This is a genomic window from Streptomyces sp. JH14 (assembly GCF_029428675.1).
In the GTDB taxonomy this organism is placed as follows: Bacteria; Actinomycetota; Actinomycetes; order Streptomycetales; family Streptomycetaceae; genus Streptomyces.
Window position 1 is genome coordinate 2,212,473 of sequence record NZ_JAJNEL010000001.1, and the last position, 19,543, is coordinate 2,232,015.

A 19,543-nucleotide genomic window follows, 5' to 3' on the forward strand; every position below is an offset into this window, starting at 1 on the left:
GCAGAGACTGTGGCAACGTCCCCGTCTCAGCTACCGAACAGAGTTCGTCCATGCCTCGGACCACCTCGTCTCCCCCCACCGCCGATTCCGACGTCCCCGCCACCCCGGCCGGCGCCGAGGCCCCCGCGGTCACGGCCGACTCCGCGCTCGCCCATGGACTCAAGCAGCGCCATCTGTCGATGATCGCCCTCGGCGGTGTCATCGGTGCCGGGCTGTTCGTCGGTTCCGGTGCCGGTATCGCCTCCGCCGGGCCCTCGATCGTCCTCGCCTACGCCATCTCCGGGCTGCTGGTCATGTTCGTGATGCGCATGCTCGGCGAGATGTCCGCCGCCAATCCGGTCTCCGGCTCCTTCTCCGTCCACGCGGAACGGGCCATCGGGCCGTGGGCCGGATTCACCGCCGGGTGGGCGTTCTGGGTGCTGCTCTGCGTCGCCGTCGGCCTGGAAGGGATCGGCGCCGCGCACATCGTCACCGGCTGGCTGCCCGGCACCCCCGAGTGGGCCTGGGTGGGGCTGTTCATGGTGCTCTTCCTCACCACGAACCTGACCGCAGTGAAGAACTTCGGCGAGTTCGAGTTCTGGTTCGCCGCGCTCAAGGTCGCCGCGATCACGCTGTTCCTGGTGCTGGGCGTGCTGGCGATCCTCGGTGTGCTGCCCGGCACGACCGCCCCGGGCGACGCCAACCTCCGCGGTGACGGCGGGTTCCTGCCGCACGGCGCCAACGGCTTCATCATCGGACTGCTCGCCTCCGTCTTCGCGTACGGCGGTCTGGAGACGGTCACCATCGCCGCGGCCGAGTCCGAGAACCCGGTACGGGGCGTCGCGAAGGCGGTCCGGACGGCGATGTGGCGGATCGCGCTGTTCTACGTCGGTTCCATGGCGGTCGTCGTCACCCTCGTCCCGTGGGACGACCCGAAGGTCGCGACGGTCGGCCCGTTCTACGCGACACTCGACCACCTCGGCATCAGCGGCGCAGCGGAGATCATGAACGTGGTCATCCTGATCGCCCTGCTCTCCGCGATGAACGCCAACATCTACGGCGCCTCGCGCATGGCCTGCTCGCTGGTCGCCCGCGGCCAGGGTCCGAAGCGGCTCGGCCGGGTCACCTCCGGCGTGCCGCGTACCGCGGTGCTCGTCTCGTCCGCCTTCGGCTTCCTGTGCGTGCTGCTCAGCTACTGGCGGCCGGACGACGTCTTCCCCTGGCTGCTCAACATGATCGGCGCGGTGATCCTGGTCGTCTGGATCTTCATCGCGGTGTCGCAGCTGCTGCTGCGCCGCCGGCTGGAGCGCGAGTCGCCCGAGAAGCTGGTCGTGCGCATGTGGCTGTTCCCGGTGGGAACGCTGCTGGCGCTGGCGGCCATGGCCGGCATCTTCGCACTGATGCTGCGCCAGCCCGACACGCGTGACCAGCTGCTGGCGACCGGTGCGCTGACCGTGGTCCTCAGCGTCATCGGTGGCGTGCGCCAGCGCCGGGCCGGGGCCGTCAAGAACTGACGTCCGGTGCGCACGGCACGTTGAGGGAGAGCAGCGCGCCGCCCTCCTCTCCGAGCTGCACCTCACTCACCGCCGCGTTCCGCAGCTGCGGAAGCGCCCGGCGGTAGGCGCCGAGCGGGATCGACAGCAGTTCGCACAGGACGAGTCGCAGCACGGTGCCGTGGGAGACGACCAGTACGCGCTGTCCCGGATGGCAGTACGCGATCCGGCGCAGCGCAGCCGTCCCCCGGGCCGCCGCCGTGCGCGGATCCTCGGCCCCGGGGAAGGCGTGGATCACCGGATCGGCGCGGTACGCCTCGGCCCATGCAGGGTCCTCGGCGGCGAACTCGGCGAGCGTGCACCCCTCCATCGCCCCGAAGTCGCACTCGCGCAGATCGTGTTCGGGCAGGGGTACGAGGCCGAGCGCCCGGCAGGCGGGTTCGGCGGTCTCGATGGCGCGCGAGACCGTCGACGTCCAGATCGCGTCCACCCGATGCCGGACCGTCCACCGCGCCAACTGCTCGGCCTGTCGGCGCCCCTCTTCACTGAGCGGAATGTCGCTGATCCCGGCGTAACGGTCCTCTCCGTGCCAGATGGTCTCTCCGTGGCGGGCGAGCAGCAGGGTCGTGGGGGTGGCGGTCATCGACTCTCCCTTCCGGTTCGCCCACCAGCTTGGGGCACGGCCGGGCGATGCGCGCCGGGGCGGGACGCGGTACCTGCCGGATCCCGACACCACATCAGCCCTTCGGTCCAGGACCGAAGGGCTGATCACGTCCTGGCTCCCCCATGCCCCGCGCGGAAGTCACTCGTACGAGGCGGGTGCGATGATGGACCCCGTCGCCTGGTGGGACTGGCCAGTCGAACTCAACACACCCGGCACGATCATGTCCGGCAGCATCGACGCGCCCGAAGCGGCTGCCGAGGACAGGGGCATCATGACCATCACCGTTCAGGAACTGGCGTACTACCCGGTCAAGGGCTGCGCCGGGGTCCGCGCCGACCGCGCCGAGCTCACCGGGACCGGTCTGGTGCACGACCGTACGTTCATGGTGGTGGACGCGGAGAACGGCGCGTTCCGCAGCCAGCGGACGCTCCCCGCGATGGCCGCGATCAGGGCTGAAGTCCTGGACGGCGGCCATGTGCTGCTCCTCTCCGCGCAGGACCTGGAGCCCCTGAAGCTGGACGTCGACCGGGACGGTCCGCGCCGCGCGGTCAGCATGTTCGACCGCCCGCTCGGTGAGGCGTGCGACCAGGGGGACGCGGCCGCCGAGTGGTTCTCGGAGGCACTCGGGACGAGGTCCCGGCTGGTCCGGGTGGCGCCCGGCTTCGACCGCGACGGCTGGGGCGAGACCCCCGGCAAGGTCAACTTCGCCGACGCCCATGCGGTGCTGGTCGCCTCCACCGCGTCCCTGGCCGGCCTCAACGCCCGTATCGAGGCCCGGGGCGACGCGCCCGGCGTACCGATGGACCGCTTCCGCCCGAACATCGTGCTGTCCGGCTCCGACGAGCCGCACTTCGAGGACCGGGTACGCCGGATGACGATCGGTTCGGCCGAACTCGCCTACGCCGTGCGGGCGATGCGGTGCAACGTCCCCTTGGTGGACCAGTCGACCGGCCTCCGGGCGGGCCCGGAGCCGGTCCGGACCCTGGCGACCTACCGCCGCGAACCCGACTACGGGAACAAGGTCAGCTTCGGCGCGAAGAACGCAGTGGTCCGCGACGGTGTGGTGGCCGTCGGCGACGTCGTCGGGATCACGAGCCGGCTCGACGCGTGAAGGGGCCGCACCGAACGTGAGGACGGTGCACCGCGACGCCCTGTGCGCGGCCTGCCCTTGCGCGGCCGGGAGCATCCGAACGCCGGCCTCCTGCCGTCGCGCCATGTTCAGATCCGGAAGATCGACCCCACGAACTCCGTGAGCAGCCGCTCCTTCAGCGGCCCCGGCAACGCGTCCAGCAGCACCAGTACCGGAGCCGTCCGGGCGGGCAGGCCCGCGTCGCCGCCGAGTCCCGCGAAGGCCAGGACCGCCGCGACCTCTTCCGGGCCCAGGGCCGACGGGTCGAGTCCGGCGGCCAGTTCGGCCAGGCCCGGGTCGACCGTGACCGGAGGCAGCGCGCGGGCCGCCGACAGTGCCCCGGTGAGGTCGGTGAGCAGGGCGTCCACCTGACCGACTGTGGCCGGGGTCAGTGTGAGGTGGAGGTTGGGTGGCAGGCCGTCGAAGGAGAGCTGCGGCTGGAGGTACCAGCCGCGTTCGCGCATCTCGTCCGCGAGGTGCAGCAGCAGGCTCAGGTCGGGAACACCGGACGTGTGGACCGTGAAGGCGACCAGGCCGGCCGACGGGTCACCGAGGACGTGCACGTCGTCCGTCTTGCGCAGCCCTGCGAGCAGCCGGTCGGTGGCCTCCGCCACCCGGGCCGCGAGACCCGTGTAACCGTCTTCGCCGACATGCCGCAGCACCGCCCACGCCTGTGCCAGCAGCCCCGCCGACTTGGTGCCCTGGACAGTCGGGTTGACCACCGGGTAGCCGGGCCAGCCCGCGTGGGCGAAGTACTGGTGGCGGCGGAGTCCGGCGTCCCGGTAGAGCACCACCGACGCGCCCTTGTCCGCGTAGCCGTACTTGTGCAGGTCGACGGAGAGCGAGGTGACGCCGGGGACCGACAGGTCGAACGGCGGGATGTCGCGGCCGGCGCGGCGCAGATAGGGCAGGATCCAGCCGCCGATGCAGGCATCGACATGGCAGAGCACACCACGGTCCGCGGCCGCCGCGGCGATCTCCGCCACCGGATCGATCACCCCGTGCGCGTACGAGGGTGCGGAGGCCACCACGAGGGCCGTGCGGGGCGTGATCGCGGCCGCCGTCGCGGCGGCGTCAGCCCGGTACGTGACAGGGTCCACCGGGACGACCACCGGCTCCATGCCCAGGTACGCCGCCGCCTTGTGGAAAGCCGCATGAGCGGTGGACGGAAGGAGCAACTGGGGTTCGGTGACGCCCCGTTCCGACCTGGCCTGGTCGCGGGCCGTCTTCACCGCGAGCAGGATGGACTCCGTACCGCCGCTGGTGAACGAGCCCTGGACGTCCGGCCCGCCGCCCAGCAGCGCCGCCGCCGCACCCACCAGGTCGTTCTCCAGCCGCGCGACGCTCGGGAAGACCGTCATGTCGAGGCCGTTGACGGTTGCGTACGCCGTGTAGGCGGCAGCGGCCAGCTCGTCGAGGCCGTCCAGGCCCGCGTCGTAGACGTACGCGAAGGTGCGGCCGCCCCGCGTCGGTGCGTCGGCGCCGCGCAGCGACCGCAGCTCGGCGAGGACGTCGGCGGCGGGCCGCCCCTGGGGCAGGCCCGGGGGTGTGGGGTCAGTCGGCATGGGCGGGCTCTTCCTTGAGGGAGTCGGAGTACCGGTGCAACAGCCACAGACTCGCCACCGCGAGGACGGCGGGCAGCACGCTCATACCGGCCGTGATGCCGGCCAGCGCCGTGTCCGGCTGGTCCACCCGGTGGTCGGCGTCCGAGGAGCGGAAACCCGTCACGGCGAGCACCAGGGCGAACGCCCCGGCGCCCAGCGCGAAGGCGAGGGTCTCGGCCGCCGTCCACAGCCCGGTGAACGTCGCGGCCCGCCGCCTGCCGGTACGGGCGACATCGGCGGCCAGCGTGTCGGCGAGCATCGTCAGGGGCAGCAACTGGAGTCCCGCATAGGCGATTCCGACCGCGGCGACGGCCGTGTAGCCGAGCACCGGACCGCCCTGCCGGGTGAACACCAGCCCCACCGCCCCCGCGAGATAGAGCAGCGAGGCGCACCACTGGGCGCAGGTCGTACCGCGGAGCCTGGCCAGCCGGTTCCAGAGCGGCATGAAGAGCACCAGCGGGCCGATCATGCACGCGAAGAGCGGGGTGACGGCGTTCGCCGAGCCGAGGGTGTACGTGGCGAAGTACTGGACGCCGGCGAGCATGACCCCGATGGCCAGGGCCTGCAGGGACCACATGCCGGCCAGGAAAAGGAACGGGCGGTTCGAGCGGGCGGCGGCGAGCTGCGCGCGCAGGGACGGTTCGGCCTTGCTGCGGGCGACCGCCGGAGCCCAACGGGTGGTGAACCAGGCCCCGAACATCCCGAGGGCGAGCAGGACGGCGACGGCGATCCCCATCAGCCGGTAGCTCGCCGGGGTGTCACCGTCGGCGTGGGCGATCGCGGGGGCGAGTGCGCCGGACAGCAGAATGGCGACGCCGAGGAACGCCACCCGCCAGGCCAGGACCCGGCCGCGTTCGGCCGGGTCCTCCGTCATCTCGGCGGGCATCGTCACGTACGGAACCTGGAACACCGCGTACGCGGTCGCGGCCAGCAGGAACAGCACGGCCACGTATCCGGCCGCCGCCGCACCCCGCAGCGGGGGCGCGGCGAAGAGCAGCGCGAAGAACGGCGGCAGGGCGCAGGCGCCGATCAGCAGGAACGGGCGGCGCGGCCCGCCGCGCAGCCGGCTGCGGTCGGAGAGAGCTCCGACCAGCGGGTTGATCAGGACGTCCCACGCCTTGGGAAGGAAGACCGCGGCGCCCGCGACGGCGGCGGGCACGGCCAGCACATTGGTCAGGTAGTAGAGGAGGATCAGCCCCGGAACGGTGGCGAATGTGCCGGTGCACAGGGAACCGAGCCCGTATCCGATGCGGACGCGTCGCGGCAGCTGCGGGGCCGGATCCCGGTCCGTGCGGACGTCGGCTGACATGCCGCAGATCATGAACGAGAGTTCGAGCCTGCGGCAAGGGTTCAGCGTGACGGGAGTGTGAACTCCAGCAGCGGTAGTTCGCGGCCCGGGATCGACCCCGAGGGCGTCGCTCCGATCCGTACCGCCCCCATAGCGAGATAGAACGGTTCGGCATGCGGGTCGGCGTCGATGGTGAAGCGCACGAAACCGAGGCGGCGGGCCTCGGACACGACGTGCTCGAACAGCAGCCGGCCCACGCCCCGGCCCACCGTGTCCGGTTCGACGAACATCATGCCGAGGGTGCCCACGGCCGGCAGCCCCTCCAGGGTGGTGAAGCCGAGGACGCGGCCGTCCTCCTCGGCAACGGCGGTCCGGCGGCGGTCGAGGTCCGCCGGGTGCATGGTGAGTTCGTCCCGGCAGGCGGCCAGGAACGCTTCGTCGTAACCCCAGTAGCCCTTCGACCGCAGGGCGAGTGCGGTCAGCTCCGCGGCTTCCGCGGGGCGCGCTTCTCGTATGCGCATGGCGAATCGCTTCCCTTCGGGGCCGGTTGTCGTCCCCCTCCGGCATGCTGCACCATGCGGCCGGACATGTGACGCGGTGCGGAGCGGGTTCCGGACGCCGTCCGGAACCCGCTCCGGGCGCATGCGTCAGTCGAAGATCGGACCCTGCGTCCGGGTCCGCTTGATCTCGTAGAAGCCGGGGATCGACGCCACCAGCAGTGTGCCGTCCCACAGCTTCGCCGCCTCCTCACCCTTCGGGGCGGGGGTGACGACCGGGCCGAAGAAGGCGATCTGCTCGCCGTCGGAGCCCGGCACGGCGATGACCGGCGTGCCGACGTCCTGGCCGACCTTGTCGATGCCCTCCTTGTGGGAGGCGCGCAGCTCCGTGTCGTACGCGTCCGAGTCGGCGAAGTCCGCGAGCTCGGCCGGCAGGCCGACGTCTTCGAGCGCGCCCACGATCGCCTCGCGGGTCGGGCCCTCGCCCTGGTTGTGGAAGCGGGTGCCGAGCGCCGTGTACAGCGGGCCGACGATGTCGTCGCCGTGCTTCTGCTGGGCGGCGACGACGACGCGTACCGGGCCCCAGGCCTTGGTCTCCAGCATCTCGCGGTACTCCTCGGGCAACTCGTCGAGCCTGTCCTCGTTGAGCACGGCGAGGCTCATCACATGCCAGCGGACCTCGACGTCGCGGACCTTCTCCACCTCCAGCATCCAGCGGGAGGTCATCCACGCCCAGGGGCAGAGCGGGTCGAACCAGAAATCGGCGGGCGTCTTGCCGTTCGCCGTGGCGTTCTCAGACATGTCTCTCCTCAAGAGGCGGTCGCACCTGTGCTCGGGAACACCGCCGGACGGCCCCGCCATTCCCGCACGCTCGGGCCGGGAGCCGCATGGGAGGATCAAAACCATTCGAAGGTGACACAAAGGAGTGCAGCTGTGCCCGGTCAAAACCTGTCGCGCGAAGAAGCCCGTGAACGGGCGGAGCTGCTGACCGTCGACGGATACGAGGTCCTGCTCGACGTGCGGTCCGCAGTCGGCGAGCCCGAGGAGGACGCCGGAGACGGTGGGGACCGCCCGGCCGGTCCGCGGACCTTCCGCTCGGTGACGACGATCCGGTTCCGCTCCGCGCGGGCCGGGGCGTCCACCTTCGCGGACCTGCTGGCGCCGAGCGTGACGTCGGTGACCCTGAACGGGCAGGCGCTCGACCCCGCCGTCGTCTTCGACGGCACGCGGGTGGCGCTGGACGGTCTGCCGGAGGGCGAGAACGTCCTGGTGGTCGACGCGCAGTGCGCGTACAGCCGGACCGGCGAGGGCATGCACCGGTTCGTCGACCCGGAGGACGGCGAGGTCTACCTCTACACGCAGTACGAGCCGGCCGACGCACGACGCGTCTTCGCGAACTTCGAGCAGCCCGACCTGAAGGCTCCCTTCCGCTTCGAGGTGACGGCGCCCGACGGGTGGACGGTCTGGAGCAACGGGACCGAGGAGTCCCGGGACGGCGGGGTCTGGCGGTTCGCCGAGACGAAGCCGATCTCGACGTACATCACGGCGGTCGTCGCCGGCCCGTACCACCATGTGACCGACTCGTACAGCCGCACGTTCGACGACGGCACGACGCTGGACATCCCGCTCGGCGCGCTCTGCCGCAAGGGGCTCGCCCGGCACTTCGACGCGGACGACATCTTCCTGATCACCAAGCAGGGCCTGGACTTCTTCCACGACAACTTCGACTACCCGTACCCGTTCGGCAAGTACGACCAGGCGTTCGTGCCCGAGTACAACCTCGGCGCGATGGAGAACCCGGGCTGTGTCACGTTCCGCGAGGAGTACATCTTCCGCGGCAAGGTGACACAGGCCTCCTACGAGAGCCGGGCCAACGTCATCCTGCACGAGATGGCGCACATGTGGTTCGGCGACCTCGTCACCATGCAGTGGTGGGACGACCTGTGGCTGAAGGAGTCGTTCGCCGACTTCATGGGCGCCTTCGCCATGGTGGAGTCGACCCGCTTCAAGGACGGCTGGATCACCTTCGCCAACAACCGCAAGTCCTGGGCCTACCGGGCCGACCAGCTGCCGTCCACCCACCCGATCACGGCCGACATCCGTGACCTGGAGGACGCCAAGCTGAACTTCGACGGCATCACGTACGCCAAGGGTGCGTCGGTGCTGAAGCAACTGGTGGCGTACGTCGGGCGGGACGCGTTCCTGGAGGGCGCGCGGCGCTACTTCAAGAAGCACGCCTACGGCAATACGCAGCTGGGCGACCTGCTGTCGGTGCTCGCCGAGACGTCCGGGCGCGACATGGCCGGCTGGTCGCGGTCGTGGCTCCAGACGGCGGGCGTCAACTCGCTGACCCCGGTGGTGACGTACGACGCGGCGGACCGGATCACCGAGCTGGCGGTCCTCCAGGAGGCGGCCGAGGCGTATCCCGAGCTGCGGCCGCACCGGGTCGCGGTCGGCCTGTACCGGCGCACGACCGGCGGGGACCTGGTGCGGTACGCGCGCGCCGAGGTGGACGTGGCGGGGCCGCGCACGGTGGTCGAGGCGCTGGCCGGGGCCGAGCGGCCCGAGCTGGTCCTCGTCAACGACGACGACCTCACGTACTGCAAGGCCCGCTTCGACGAGGCGTCCCTCGACACGCTGCGCGCGCACCTCGGCGACATCTCCGACCCGCTCGCGAGGGCGCTGTGCTGGTCGGCGCTGTGGAACCTGACGCGGGACGGGCTGATGCCGGCCCGCGACTTCATCTCGCTGGTGCTCGCCTACTCCGGGCGTGAGTCCGACATCGGCGTCCTGCAGATGCTGCATGCCTGGACCCGGACCGCACTCGTCCACTACGCCGCGCCCGGCTGGCGCGAGGAGGGCGGCCGGGCGCTGGCCTCGGGTGCGCTGCGGGAGCTGCGGATCGCCGAGGCGGGGAGCGAGCACCAGCTGGCGTGGGCGCGGTTCTTCGCGTCGGTCGCGGACTCGGACGCGGACTTCCAGCTGCTGTTCGCGCTGCTGGGGGAATCCGCACGGATCGACGGTCTTGAGGTCGACCAGGAGCTGCGGTGGGCGTTCGTGTCCTCGCTGGCCGCGCACGGGGTCGCCGACGAGTCGGTGATCAATGCCGAACTGGCCCGGGACGACACGGCGTCCGGCAAGCGGCACCAGGTGCGTTGCCTGGCAGCGCGGCCCTCGGCGGCGGTCAAGGCGCAGGCATGGGCCGCCGTGGTGGAGTCGGACGCGCTGTCCAACGCGCTGGTGGAGGCGACGATCGCGGGGTTCGGGCAGCCGTCCCAACGGGAGCTGCTGGCGCAGTATGCGGCCACGTACTTCGACGCGATCGAGCGGGTGTGGGCCGAGCGGACGATCCAGATCGGGATGGCCGTGGTGCGGGGGCTGTTCCCGGCGCTGCAGGACGACCCGGCGACGCTGGCCGCCACGGACGCGTGGCTCGAGGCGCATGCGGATGCGGCGCCCGCGTTGCGGCGCCTGGTGCTGGAGGCCCGGGACGATCTGGCCCGGGCGCTGCGGGCTCAGGCGTGCGACACGGGGGCGCAGGGCCGGGTCTGAGTCTGCGCGTGATCCGGGCGCCGGGGGCGTTGTCCTCGACCGCCGGGCGGGCTCGATGGTTGGGCCCGTCCGGCGTGAGACCGGCGGGGGTGCACAATCCCCGGCGGGATCGCCCTTTTCGGTTGTCGAACGTCCGTACTTTAGGACGGCGTTGTCCTGAATTGTCGACGGACGTGTAACAGGGGTTAGCGGCACCGCGGCCGGCGGCATACCCCGGAACATGACCCAGAACACCCCTGCCTCCCCCTGCCACTTCCGCCTCCCCTCCGGCGTACGGCAACGCGTCCTGTCCGCCGAGCAGTTGAAGGCGCACGGCGTGTCCCCTGCGCGGGCGGCCGCGCAGTGCCGGGCCGGCGGTCCGTGGCAGCAGCCGCTGCCCGGCGTCTACGTGCTGCACCCGGGACCGCCCACCGGCGAGGAGCGCCTGCGGTCCGCCCTGCTGTACGTCGGGCGGCGGCGCGGCGTGCCCGCCCAGGCAGGCGCCGCGCGGGCGACGGGGTACGGCGAGGCCATGGTCACCGGGCTGGCGGCGCTCGCCCTGTACGGGTTCTCCGCCGCACCCCCGGTCGGTTCGCTGGACCGGATCGATGTGCTCGTGCCGCGCACCCGGCGGCTGCGGTCGGCGCGGTACGTGCACGTGATGCGGACGTCCGAACTGCCCTGCCCCGAGCAGCTCGCCGGCCTGCCGGTGGCCCCCGTGGCGCGGGCGCTCACGGACGCGGCCGCCGGGCTCGGGGACGCTCGGGACGTACGCCGGCTGCTCACCGAGGCGGTCCGCGTCGGCCACTGCGAACCTGCGGCGGTGGTACGCGAGTTGAACCGCGCCAAGCTGCTGGGCCGCCCCCATGTGGTGAACGCCGTCGACTCGCTGCTCGCCGAGGGGCGGGCACGGGCGGAGAGCCGGCTGTACGAGATGGTGCGGAGCCACGACCTGCCGGAGCCGCTGTGGAACGTGGACCTGCGGCTGCCCGGCGGCCCGCACCTCGGCGGTGTGGACGCCTACTGGCCCGGCGAGGCCGTCGCCGTCGCACTCGAGACCCGCACACCCCGGCACGGCACGCTCGACGACGGCCGGCGCCGGGACGACGGCGAGGACGGGCGCGTGCACGACGCCGAGTGGTCCGCGGACACCGCCGAACGCGAGCATCTGGAGCGGCTCGGAATCACCGTCGTCCGCCTCTCCCCGAGGAGGCTGCGCGACGCCCAGGAGCATCAGGCGGCCGTGGTGCGCACCGCACTGATGGCGGCGGCGGACCGTGAGCCTGCCGCGCATGTGGTCATCCTGCCCCGATAACAGGGGAGTTATCGCCCCTTTCATCCCTCGTGACGCTTTGGCTCCGATGGCGGAAGTACGCCACGGACGCATCTCGCCTCCCTCAACCCTCCACAAACCCCTGTCGGTTACGAAAGGCTGAGCGGTCATCCGGTACCGAATTCCGGACTTTCTCTTTCACTCACAGGGATGCTGATGACCTCCGAATCCCCAAGCCCCATATCCGGGGCGAGACGCGTGGCCCGAGTCGCGGCCGCCGCCGGTCTGGTGGCCGCACTGGCCGCCTCCGGCGCGGCCCCGGTCTTCGCCGCCGACGACCCGGCCGACACCCCCGTGAAGGCGGCCGCCACGAGTGACAAGCTCGGTGCGGCCGACGCCGATGTTCTGACCAAGGCGCAGGCCAAGGGCGAGAAGAACATCACCATGATGGTCGCCACCGCGCCGGGTGCGACCGAGCAGGTCGCCGAACAGCTGGACGCCGTCAAGGGGTCCGTGCTGGGGCGTACGTACGACAAGCTCGGCTACGTACGCGCGACCGTACCGACCGCGACCGCCGAGGCCACCATCAAGGCGGCCTCGAAGCTGACGTCCGTCTACGGCATCGATCTCAAGCAGGAGATCATGCTGGACGACCCGACGCCCGCGGCCGACCGGGCCACCGGGGCGAAGACCCAGTCCACGGGCACCTACCCGGCACCCGGCAAGAACACGCCGGCGAAGAACCCGTACAACCCGTCCTTCGAGACGGGCGCGGTCGACTTCGTCCAGCAGCACCCGAAGGCCGACGGCCGCGGCGTGACCATCGGCATTCTGGACTCGGGTGTCGACCTCGGTCACCCGGCGCTGCAGAAGACCACCACCGGCGAGCGCAAGATCGTCGACTGGGTGACGGCCACCGACCCGGTCAGCGACGGCGACGGCACCTGGCTGCGGATGACGGCCTCGGTGGCCGGCCCGACCTTCACCATCGGCGGCCGCACCTACTCGGCGCCGGCCGGTTCGTACAAGATCCAGCTCTTCTCCGAGGCTGCCACCAAGGGCGGCGACATGGCAGGGGACCTGAACCGGGACGGTGACACCACCGACGTCTGGGCCGTGCTCTACGACCCGGTCGCCGGCACCGTCCGCGTCGACCTGAACAACGACGCCAACTTCTCCAACGACGCCGTCATGAAGCCGTACAAGGACGGCTACCAGGTCGGCTACTTCGGCACGGACAACCCGGCGACCGAGGTCGTCGAGCGCATCCCGTTCGTCGTCGAGACCCGCAAGAGCGTGCAGTACAACGCAGCCGGCGACAAGGCCGACTACGTCAACATCGGTGTCATCGAGAGCGAGCACGGCACCCACGTCGCCGGCATCACCTCCGCCAACGGGCTCTTCGGCGGCAAGATGAACGGCGCGGCGCCCGGTGCGAAGATCGTCTCCTCGCGTGCCTGCACCTGGTCCGGCGGCTGCACGAACATCGCGCTCACCGAGGGCATGATCGACCTGGTCGTGAACCGCGGTGTCGATGTCGTCAACATGTCGATCGGTGGCCTGCCGCCGCTCAACGACGGCAACAACGCCCGCGCGGCGCTGTACAAGCGGCTCATCGACACCTACGGCGTCCAGCTGGTCATCTCGGCCGGCAACGACGGCCCGGGTGTGAACACCATCGGTGACCCCGGCCTCGCCGACCACGTCATCTCCGTCGGCGCGTCCATCTCCAAGGAGACCTGGGCCGCCAACTACGGCTCCAGCGTCACCAAGAAGTACGACATGCTGCCGTTCTCGTCCCGTGGCCCGCGTGAGGACGGCGGCTTCGCGCCGATCCTGTCCGCGCCCGGCGCTGCCATCAACTCCACCCAGACCTGGCTGCCCGGCGCCCCGGTCAAGGAGGCGGGCTACTCGCTTCCGGCCGGTTACTCCATGCTGCAGGGCACCTCGATGGCCTCGCCGCAGGCCGCCGGTGCGACCGCGCTGCTGCTGTCCGCCGCGAAGCAGAAGCACATCGAGCTGCCCCCGGCCGATCTGCGGACCGCGCTGACCAGCACCGCCACGCACATCGACGGCGTGCCCGCGCACGCCCAGGGCTCCGGTCTGATCAACATCGTCGGTGCCTGGAAGCAGATCGAGAAGCAGGGCGCTCCGGCGCACGAGTACTCCGTCAAGGCCCCGGTCGACACCGCGATCGACTTCGCGCTGCTGACCCCCGGCTTCGGCACCGGCCTGTACGACCGCGAGGGCGGCCTGAAGGCCGGCCAGACGAAGTCGTACGACGTCACGGTCACCCGCACCACGGGCCCGGACAAGGCCGTCGCGCACAAGCTGTCCTGGAAGAACGACGACGGCACCTTCAAGCTGGTCGGCAGCAGCACCGTCTCGCTGCCGCTGGGCACGCCGGTGACCGTCAAGGTCCAGGCGAAGCCGCGTACCGCGGGCGTGCACAGCGCGATCCTGCAGGTGGACGACGCGAAGACCTCCGGAGTGGACCAGCAGATCATGTCCACGGTGGTCGTCGCGAACGACCTGGTGAAGCCCGCCTACGCGTTCAAGGCCTCCGGCTCGGTGCAGCGCAACGGCACCACGTCGTACTTCGTGAACGTGCCGGAGGGCGCCAAGACCCTTGAGGTCGCGATGAGCGCGCTGCGCTCGGGCAGCCAGACCCGCTTCATCTCCATCCACCCGTACGGCGTGGCCATGGAGGACAGCGGGACGCCGTTCTGCTACCCGAACTACGACAACCCGGCCAACACCTGCCGCCCGGACGTGCGCTCGTACGCCGACCCGCAGGCCGGTGTCTGGGAGATCGAGGTCGAGGCACGGCGCACGTCGCCGCTGCTGGACAACCCGTTCAAGCTGGACATCGGCCTGCTCGGCGCGTCCTTCGACCCGGCCGTGCAGACGCTGCCCGAGGCGAAGATCGGTACCCCGGCCACGGTGAACTGGACCGTCACCAACACCGCGGGCGACCTCGTGGGCGCGCTCAAGGGCGGCTCGCTGGGTTCGGCCAAGGTTGCCACCCCGTCGATCAGCACGGGCGACCAGCAGGTCACCACGGTCACCATCGGTGAGGGCGTCGAGAAGCTGGACGTCGCCATCGGCGGCACGTCGGACGCCAACGCCGACATCGACCTGTACGTGCTCGACGAGGCCGGCAACGAGCTCGGCGCCTCCACGAGCGCGGGTGCGGAGGAGTCCGTCAGCCTGGCGAACCCCGCGGCCGGTACGTACACGATCCTCGTGGACGGCTACTCGGTTCCGGCAGGGACGACCACGTACGACTACCGCGACGTGTACTACGCAGCGTCGCTCGGCACGCTCAAGGTCGACGAGTCGAAGGCCGTGAACCTGGCCAGCGGCGCTTCGGCGCAGGTCGGCGCCGATGTCGTGGTCGCCGGTGCGGCTCCCGAGGGACGCCAGTTCTTCGGCGAGGTGCAGCTGGTGAACAGCCGCGGCACCGCGGCGGGCACCGGCAGCGTCGTGATCGAGAAGGTCACGCCGTAACGGTCCGGATGCTGCATCTGTGACACCGGTGGGGCGGGCGCTCGCGGAGCTCCCGCCCCACTGCTCTGCCCGGCCGCCGCCGGTTTCTGTCCGTCTGCCGGACAATGGATTGGACAAGGAAGCCGTGGACACCCGCATCATGGAACGGCAACCGCGCCAGTTCGTACGTGTGAAGGAGTCCCCGTGAAGGTCGGAATCGTCGGCGCCACCGGTCAGGTCGGTACAGTCATGCGCAGGATCCTGGCCGAGCGGAAATTCCCGACCGACCAGCTGCGGCTCTTCGCCTCCGCGCGCTCCGCGGGCTCCACGGTCGAGTGGCAGGGTCAGGAGATCACCGTCGAGGACGCCTCCACCGCGGACTACACGGGTCTCGACATCGTGCTGTTCTCCGCCGGTGGCGCCACCTCGAAGGCGCTCGCCGAGAAGGTCGCCGCCCAGGGCGCCGTGGTGATCGACAACTCCTCCGCGTGGCGCAAGGACCCCGAGGTTCCGCTCGTCGTCTCCGAGGTCAATGCGCACGCGATCAAGAACCGCCCCAAGGGCATCATCGCGAACCCGAACTGCACCACGATGGCCGCGATGCCCGTGCTGCGCCCGCTGCACGACGAGGCGGGTCTCGACGCGCTGGTCGTCACCAGCTACCAGGCGGTCTCCGGCTCGGGTCTGGCGGGCGTCGCCGAGCTGCACGGTCAGGCGTCCAAGGTGATCGCGGACGCCGACAAGCTCACCCATGACGGCGGCGCCGTCGACTTCCCCGAGCCGGCCGTCTACAAGCGCCCCATCGCCTTCAACGTGCTGCCGCTGGCCGGCTCCATCGTCGACGACGGCTCCTTCGAGACCGACGAGGAGCAGAAGCTCCGCAACGAGTCCCGCAAGATCCTGGAGATCCCGGAGCTCAAGGTGTCCGGCACCTGTGTCCGGGTCCCGGTCTTCACCGGCCACTCGCTCCAGATCAACGCCCGCTTCACCCGCCCGCTCAGCGTGGAGCGCGCCCACGAGCTGCTCAAGGACGCCGAGGGCGTCGAGCTCTCGGAGATCCCCACTCCGCTCCAGGCGGCCGGCCAGGACGTGTCCTACGTGGGCCGCATCCGGGCCGACGAGACCGTGGAGAACGGTCTGGCGCTCTTCGTCTCCGGCGACAACCTGCGCAAGGGCGCGGCGCTGAACGCCGTGCAGATCGCGGAGCTGGTCGCGGCCGAGTTGAACGGCTGACGCCTGTACGCAGGTGAAAAGGGCGGCCACCGGTGTGCGGTGGCCGCCCTTTCACGTACGTCAGAGGGCGAGGTGGCGTCGCAGGGCGGCGTCGATCTCGGCCATGCGGGGGCGGGGGACGACGCCGACGCGTCGCCGGAATCGCTCCTGGGCCATCGCGCGCACCTGCTCGCACTGCGCCTTGGAGTCCCTGGGCAGACCGGACTCCTCCGCCCGGAGCAGCACCTGGAACGGATAGACCCGGGAGGTGTTCGACGTCAGGGGCACCACGGTGATCACGCCCCGCCCGGTCCGCGCCACCACGGCGTTCGCCCCGTCGTTCGAGACGATCACCGACGGGCGCGCCTTGTTCACCTCGCTGCCCCGCACGGGCTCGAAGTCGACCAGGTAGACGTCACCGCGCCTCATCGATCAGCCCGTCTCCCGAGAGCCGGTCCCAGAGCGCGGCATCCTCGCTCGCGTCCCATTCCGCGAAGGCCGCCTCGTAGTCGGCCTCCAGATTGGAGGCGCGCAACAGCTCGATGGCGGCGTGGATCACGGCGGACCGGGAATCCGCATCGGTCTTCGTGGCGTACTCGTCGACGAAAGCGACATCCTCCTGGGGCAAGCTCACACTAATCTTCATACCACTCATGCTACCGAAGGTAGGAACATCGTGGCCACTCCGCTCCACGGGGCGTCTGGCGTGGAAGGATGACCCGAAACGTCACCATCGAAGGAGATGACCGCGTGCCTGGCACGAATCTGACCCGCGAAGAGGCACACGAGCGGGCGCGCCTGCTGACCGTGGACGCGTACGAGATCGATCTCGACCTCTCCGGAGCGCAGGAGGGCGGCACCTACCGGTCCGTCACCACCGTGCGCTTCGACTCCGCCGAAGCCGGTGCGGAGACCTTCATCGACCTGGTCGCCCCGGCCGTGCACGAGGTCGAGCTGAACGGCAAGGCCCTGGACGTGGCGGCCGTCTTCCGCGACTCGCGGATCGCGCTGCCGCACCTGCACGCAGGCTCCAACGTGCTGCGGGTCGTCGCGGACTGCGCCTACACCAACACCGGTGAGGGCCTGCACCGCTTCGTCGACCCGGTCGACCAGCAGGCATACCTCTACACGCAGTTCGAGGTCCCGGACGCGCGCCGGGTCTTCGCGAGCTTCGAGCAGCCCGACCTCAAGGCGACCTTCCAGTTCACCGTGAAGGCGCCGGCGGACTGGACGGTCATCTCGAACTCCCCCACCCCGGAGCCCAAGGACGACGTCTGGGTCTTCGAGCCGACGCCGCGCATCTCGACGTACATCACGGCCCTGATCGTCGGCCCGTACCACGCGGTGCACAGCAGCTACGAGAAGGACGGCCGGTCCGTTCCGCTCGGCATCTACTGCCGCCCGTCGCTCGCCGAGTTCCTCGACGCGGACGCGATCTTCGACGTCACGCGGCAGGGCTTCGACTGGTTCCAGGAGAAGTTCGACTACGCGTACCCGTTCGCCAAGTACGACCAGCTGTTCGTGCCGGAGTTCAACGCGGGCGCGATGGAGAACGCGGGCGCGGTCACCATCCGCGACCAGTACGTGTTCCGCTCGAAGGTGACGGACGCGGCGTACGAGACGCGGGCCGAGACGATCCTGCACGAGCTGGCCCACATGTGGTTCGGCGACCTCGTCACCATGGAGTGGTGGAACGACCTGTGGCTGAACGAGTCGTTCGCCACGTACACGTCGATCGCCTGCCAGGCGTACGCGGAGGGCTCGAAGTGGCCGCACTCCTGGACGACGTTCGCCAACTCCATGAAGACCTGGGCGTACCGCCAGGACCAGCTGCCGTCGACGCACCCGATCATGGCGGACATCCGTGACCTGGACGATGTCCTGGTCAACTTCGACGGCATCACGTACGCCAAGGGCGCCTCGGTCCTGAAGCAGCTGGTGGCGTACGTCGGCATGGACGCGTTCTTCAAGGGCGTCCAGGCGTACTTCAAGGCGCACGCGTTCGGCAACACCCGTCTGTCCGACCTGCTGGGCGCGCTGGAGGAGACCTCCGGCCGTGACCTGAAGGCCTGGTCGAAGGCGTGGCTGGAGACGGCCGGCATCAACATCCTGCGTCCGGAGATCGCCACGGACGAGAACGGTCACGTCGCCTCGTTCGCCGTCCTCCAGGAGGCCCCGGCGCTGCCCGCAGGCGCCAAGGGCGAGCCCACGCTGCGCCCGCACCGGATCGCGATCGGCTGCTACGACCTCGACGAGGCCGGAAAGCTGGTCCGCACGAACCGGATCGAGCTGGACGTCGACGGCGAGCGCACCGAGGTCCCGTTCCCGGCGGGCACCGCACGCCCGGCGGTCATCCTGCTCAACGACGACGACCTGTCGTACGCCAAGGTCCGGCTCGACGAGGAGTCGCTGCGGGTCGTCACCGAGCACCTCGGCGACTTCTCCGAGTCGCTGCCGCGCGCCCTGTGCTGGGCCTCCGCCTGGGACATGACCCGCGACGGCGAGCTGGCGACGCGCGACTACCTCTCGCTCGTGCTGTCCGGCATCGGCAAGGAGTCGGACATCGGCGTCGTCCAGTCGCTGCACCGCCAGGTGAAGCTGGCCCTGGACCTGTACGCGGCGCCGGAGTGGCGCGAGGCGGGCCTGACCCAGTGGACGGAGGCGACGCTCGCGCATCTGCGCGCCGCGGAGCCCGCCGGCGACCACCAGCTGGCCTGGGCCCGCGCCTTCGCAGCAACGGCCCGCAACCCGCACCAGCTGGACCTGCTGCGGGCGCTCCTGGACGGCACGGAGACGGTGGAGGGCCTCGCCGTCGACACCGAGCTGCGCTGGGCGTTCGTGGAGCGGCTCGCCGCGGTCGGCGTGCTGGACGAGGACGAGATCGCCGCCGAGTACGAGCGCGACAAGACGGCCGCGGGTGAGCGCCACGCGGCGACGGCCCGCGCGGCACGCCCGTCGGCCGAGGCGAAGGCGGAGGCGTGGGCCTCGGTCGTCGAGTCCGACAAGCTCCCGAACGCCGTCCAGGAGGCGGTCATCGGCGGCTTCGTCCAGACCGACCAGCGCGAACTGCTGGCGCCGTACACGGAGAAGTACTTCGCGTCGGTCAAGGGCGTGTGGGACTCGCGCAGCCACGAGATGGCCCAGCAGATCGCCATCGGCCTCTACCCGTCGCTCCAGGTCTCGCAGAAGACCCTGGACGCCACGGACGCCTGGCTGGCCTCGACGGAGGCGAGCGCGGGTCTGCGCCGGCTGATGTCGGAGTCGCGTGCGGGCGTGGAACGCGCCCTGAAGGCGCAGGCTGCGGACGCGGCGGCGGCCACCGCGTAAGGACGGCCGGGGCGGGTGGCGGGTGACGAAGAGCACCCGCCACCCGCCCCTCTCCGT

14 protein-coding genes are annotated in these 19,543 nt (G+C 70.7%); 7 read left to right on the forward strand and 7 right to left on the reverse strand.

Annotation, left to right across the window (positions count from 1 at the left end):
* Nucleotides 1-50 precede the first annotated feature (50 nt).
* Entirely contained in the window at nucleotides 51-1,493 is a 1,443-nt protein-coding gene (locus LRD69_RS10015; RefSeq protein ID WP_277326210.1) for an amino acid permease, read from the forward strand.
* Here LRD69_RS10015 and LRD69_RS10020 read toward each other — a convergent pair.
* Complete coding sequence (locus LRD69_RS10020) at nucleotides 1,483-2,115, reverse strand: histidine phosphatase family protein (protein ID WP_277326211.1); 633 nt, start codon at nucleotides 2,113-2,115, stop codon at nucleotides 1,483-1,485. The two genes, LRD69_RS10015 and LRD69_RS10020, sit on opposite strands and share 11 nt — an antisense overlap.
* Nucleotides 2,116-2,407: 292 nt before the next feature.
* Here LRD69_RS10020 and LRD69_RS10025 point away from each other — a divergent pair, with 292 nt between their 5' ends.
* The gene (locus LRD69_RS10025) at nucleotides 2,408-3,247 is read left to right on the forward strand and encodes an MOSC N-terminal beta barrel domain-containing protein (RefSeq protein ID WP_277329683.1); all 840 of its coding nucleotides are present in this window, start codon (nucleotides 2,408-2,410) and stop codon (nucleotides 3,245-3,247) included.
* A gap of 107 nt (nucleotides 3,248-3,354) precedes the next feature.
* Here LRD69_RS10025 and LRD69_RS10030 read toward each other — a convergent pair whose 3' ends face one another.
* The 4 genes from LRD69_RS10030 to LRD69_RS10045 all read right to left on the reverse strand — a co-directional run bounded on the left by LRD69_RS10030 (nucleotide 3,355) and on the right by LRD69_RS10045 (nucleotide 7,455).
* Entirely contained in the window at nucleotides 3,355-4,830 is a 1,476-nt protein-coding gene (locus LRD69_RS10030; protein ID WP_277326212.1) for an aminotransferase class V-fold PLP-dependent enzyme, read from the reverse strand.
* Nucleotides 4,820-6,178 (reverse strand): MFS transporter, encoded by a 1,359-nt coding sequence (locus tag LRD69_RS10035; RefSeq protein ID WP_277326213.1) that lies wholly within the window; start codon nucleotides 6,176-6,178, stop codon nucleotides 4,820-4,822. Before LRD69_RS10035 ends, LRD69_RS10030 begins: the two co-directional genes overlap by 11 nt.
* Nucleotides 6,179-6,219: 41 nt before the next feature.
* Complete coding sequence (locus tag LRD69_RS10040) at nucleotides 6,220-6,678, reverse strand: GNAT family N-acetyltransferase (RefSeq protein ID WP_277326214.1); 459 nt, start codon at nucleotides 6,676-6,678, stop codon at nucleotides 6,220-6,222.
* Nucleotides 6,679-6,804: 126 nt separating this feature from the next.
* A complete protein-coding gene (locus tag LRD69_RS10045) occupies nucleotides 6,805-7,455 on the reverse strand; it encodes a DsbA family protein (RefSeq protein ID WP_277326215.1) in 651 nt (216 codons plus the stop codon).
* A gap of 132 nt (nucleotides 7,456-7,587) precedes the next feature.
* On the opposite strand from LRD69_RS10045, the gene pepN (LRD69_RS10050) reads away from it, so the two are divergent.
* From pepN (LRD69_RS10050) to LRD69_RS10065, 4 genes are all read left to right on the forward strand, one after another.
* Nucleotides 7,588-10,206 carry an aminopeptidase N gene (pepN, locus tag LRD69_RS10050; protein ID WP_277326216.1) on the forward strand — a complete coding sequence of 873 codons (2,619 nt, stop codon included), beginning with the start codon at nucleotides 7,588-7,590 and terminating at the stop codon, nucleotides 10,204-10,206.
* 220 nt (nucleotides 10,207-10,426) lie between these two features.
* Nucleotides 10,427-11,500, forward strand: coding sequence for a hypothetical protein (locus LRD69_RS10055; protein WP_277326217.1), 1,074 nt, complete (start codon nucleotides 10,427-10,429; stop codon nucleotides 11,498-11,500).
* A 168-nt stretch (nucleotides 11,501-11,668) separates the two neighbouring features.
* Nucleotides 11,669-14,968 carry a S8 family serine peptidase gene (locus LRD69_RS10060; RefSeq protein ID WP_277326218.1) on the forward strand — a complete coding sequence of 1,100 codons (3,300 nt, stop codon included), beginning with the start codon at nucleotides 11,669-11,671 and terminating at the stop codon, nucleotides 14,966-14,968.
* Nucleotides 14,969-15,151: 183 nt separating this feature from the next.
* Nucleotides 15,152-16,180, forward strand: a complete 1,029-nt coding sequence (locus tag LRD69_RS10065; protein WP_277326219.1) for an aspartate-semialdehyde dehydrogenase — start codon at nucleotides 15,152-15,154, stop codon at nucleotides 16,178-16,180.
* Nucleotides 16,181-16,240: 60 nt separating this feature from the next.
* Here the strand turns inward: LRD69_RS10065 and LRD69_RS10070 are convergent, their stop codons facing one another.
* Together LRD69_RS10070 and LRD69_RS10075 are read right to left on the reverse strand one after the other, a co-directional pair.
* Nucleotides 16,241-16,588 carry a type II toxin-antitoxin system PemK/MazF family toxin gene (locus tag LRD69_RS10070; RefSeq protein WP_277326220.1) on the reverse strand — a complete coding sequence of 116 codons (348 nt, stop codon included), beginning with the start codon at nucleotides 16,586-16,588 and terminating at the stop codon, nucleotides 16,241-16,243.
* Nucleotides 16,575-16,805: a ribbon-helix-helix domain-containing protein gene (locus LRD69_RS10075; RefSeq protein ID WP_277326221.1), complete on the reverse strand. Its 231-nt coding sequence runs from the start codon at nucleotides 16,803-16,805 to the stop codon at nucleotides 16,575-16,577. The genes LRD69_RS10070 and LRD69_RS10075 overlap by 14 nt, the downstream gene beginning before the upstream one ends.
* 104 nt (nucleotides 16,806-16,909) lie before the next feature.
* On the opposite strand from LRD69_RS10075, the gene pepN (LRD69_RS10080) reads away from it, so the two are divergent.
* The gene (gene pepN, locus LRD69_RS10080; protein ID WP_277326222.1) at nucleotides 16,910-19,486 is read left to right on the forward strand and encodes an aminopeptidase N; all 2,577 of its coding nucleotides are present in this window, start codon (nucleotides 16,910-16,912) and stop codon (nucleotides 19,484-19,486) included.
* Nucleotides 19,487-19,543 lie beyond the last annotated feature (57 nt).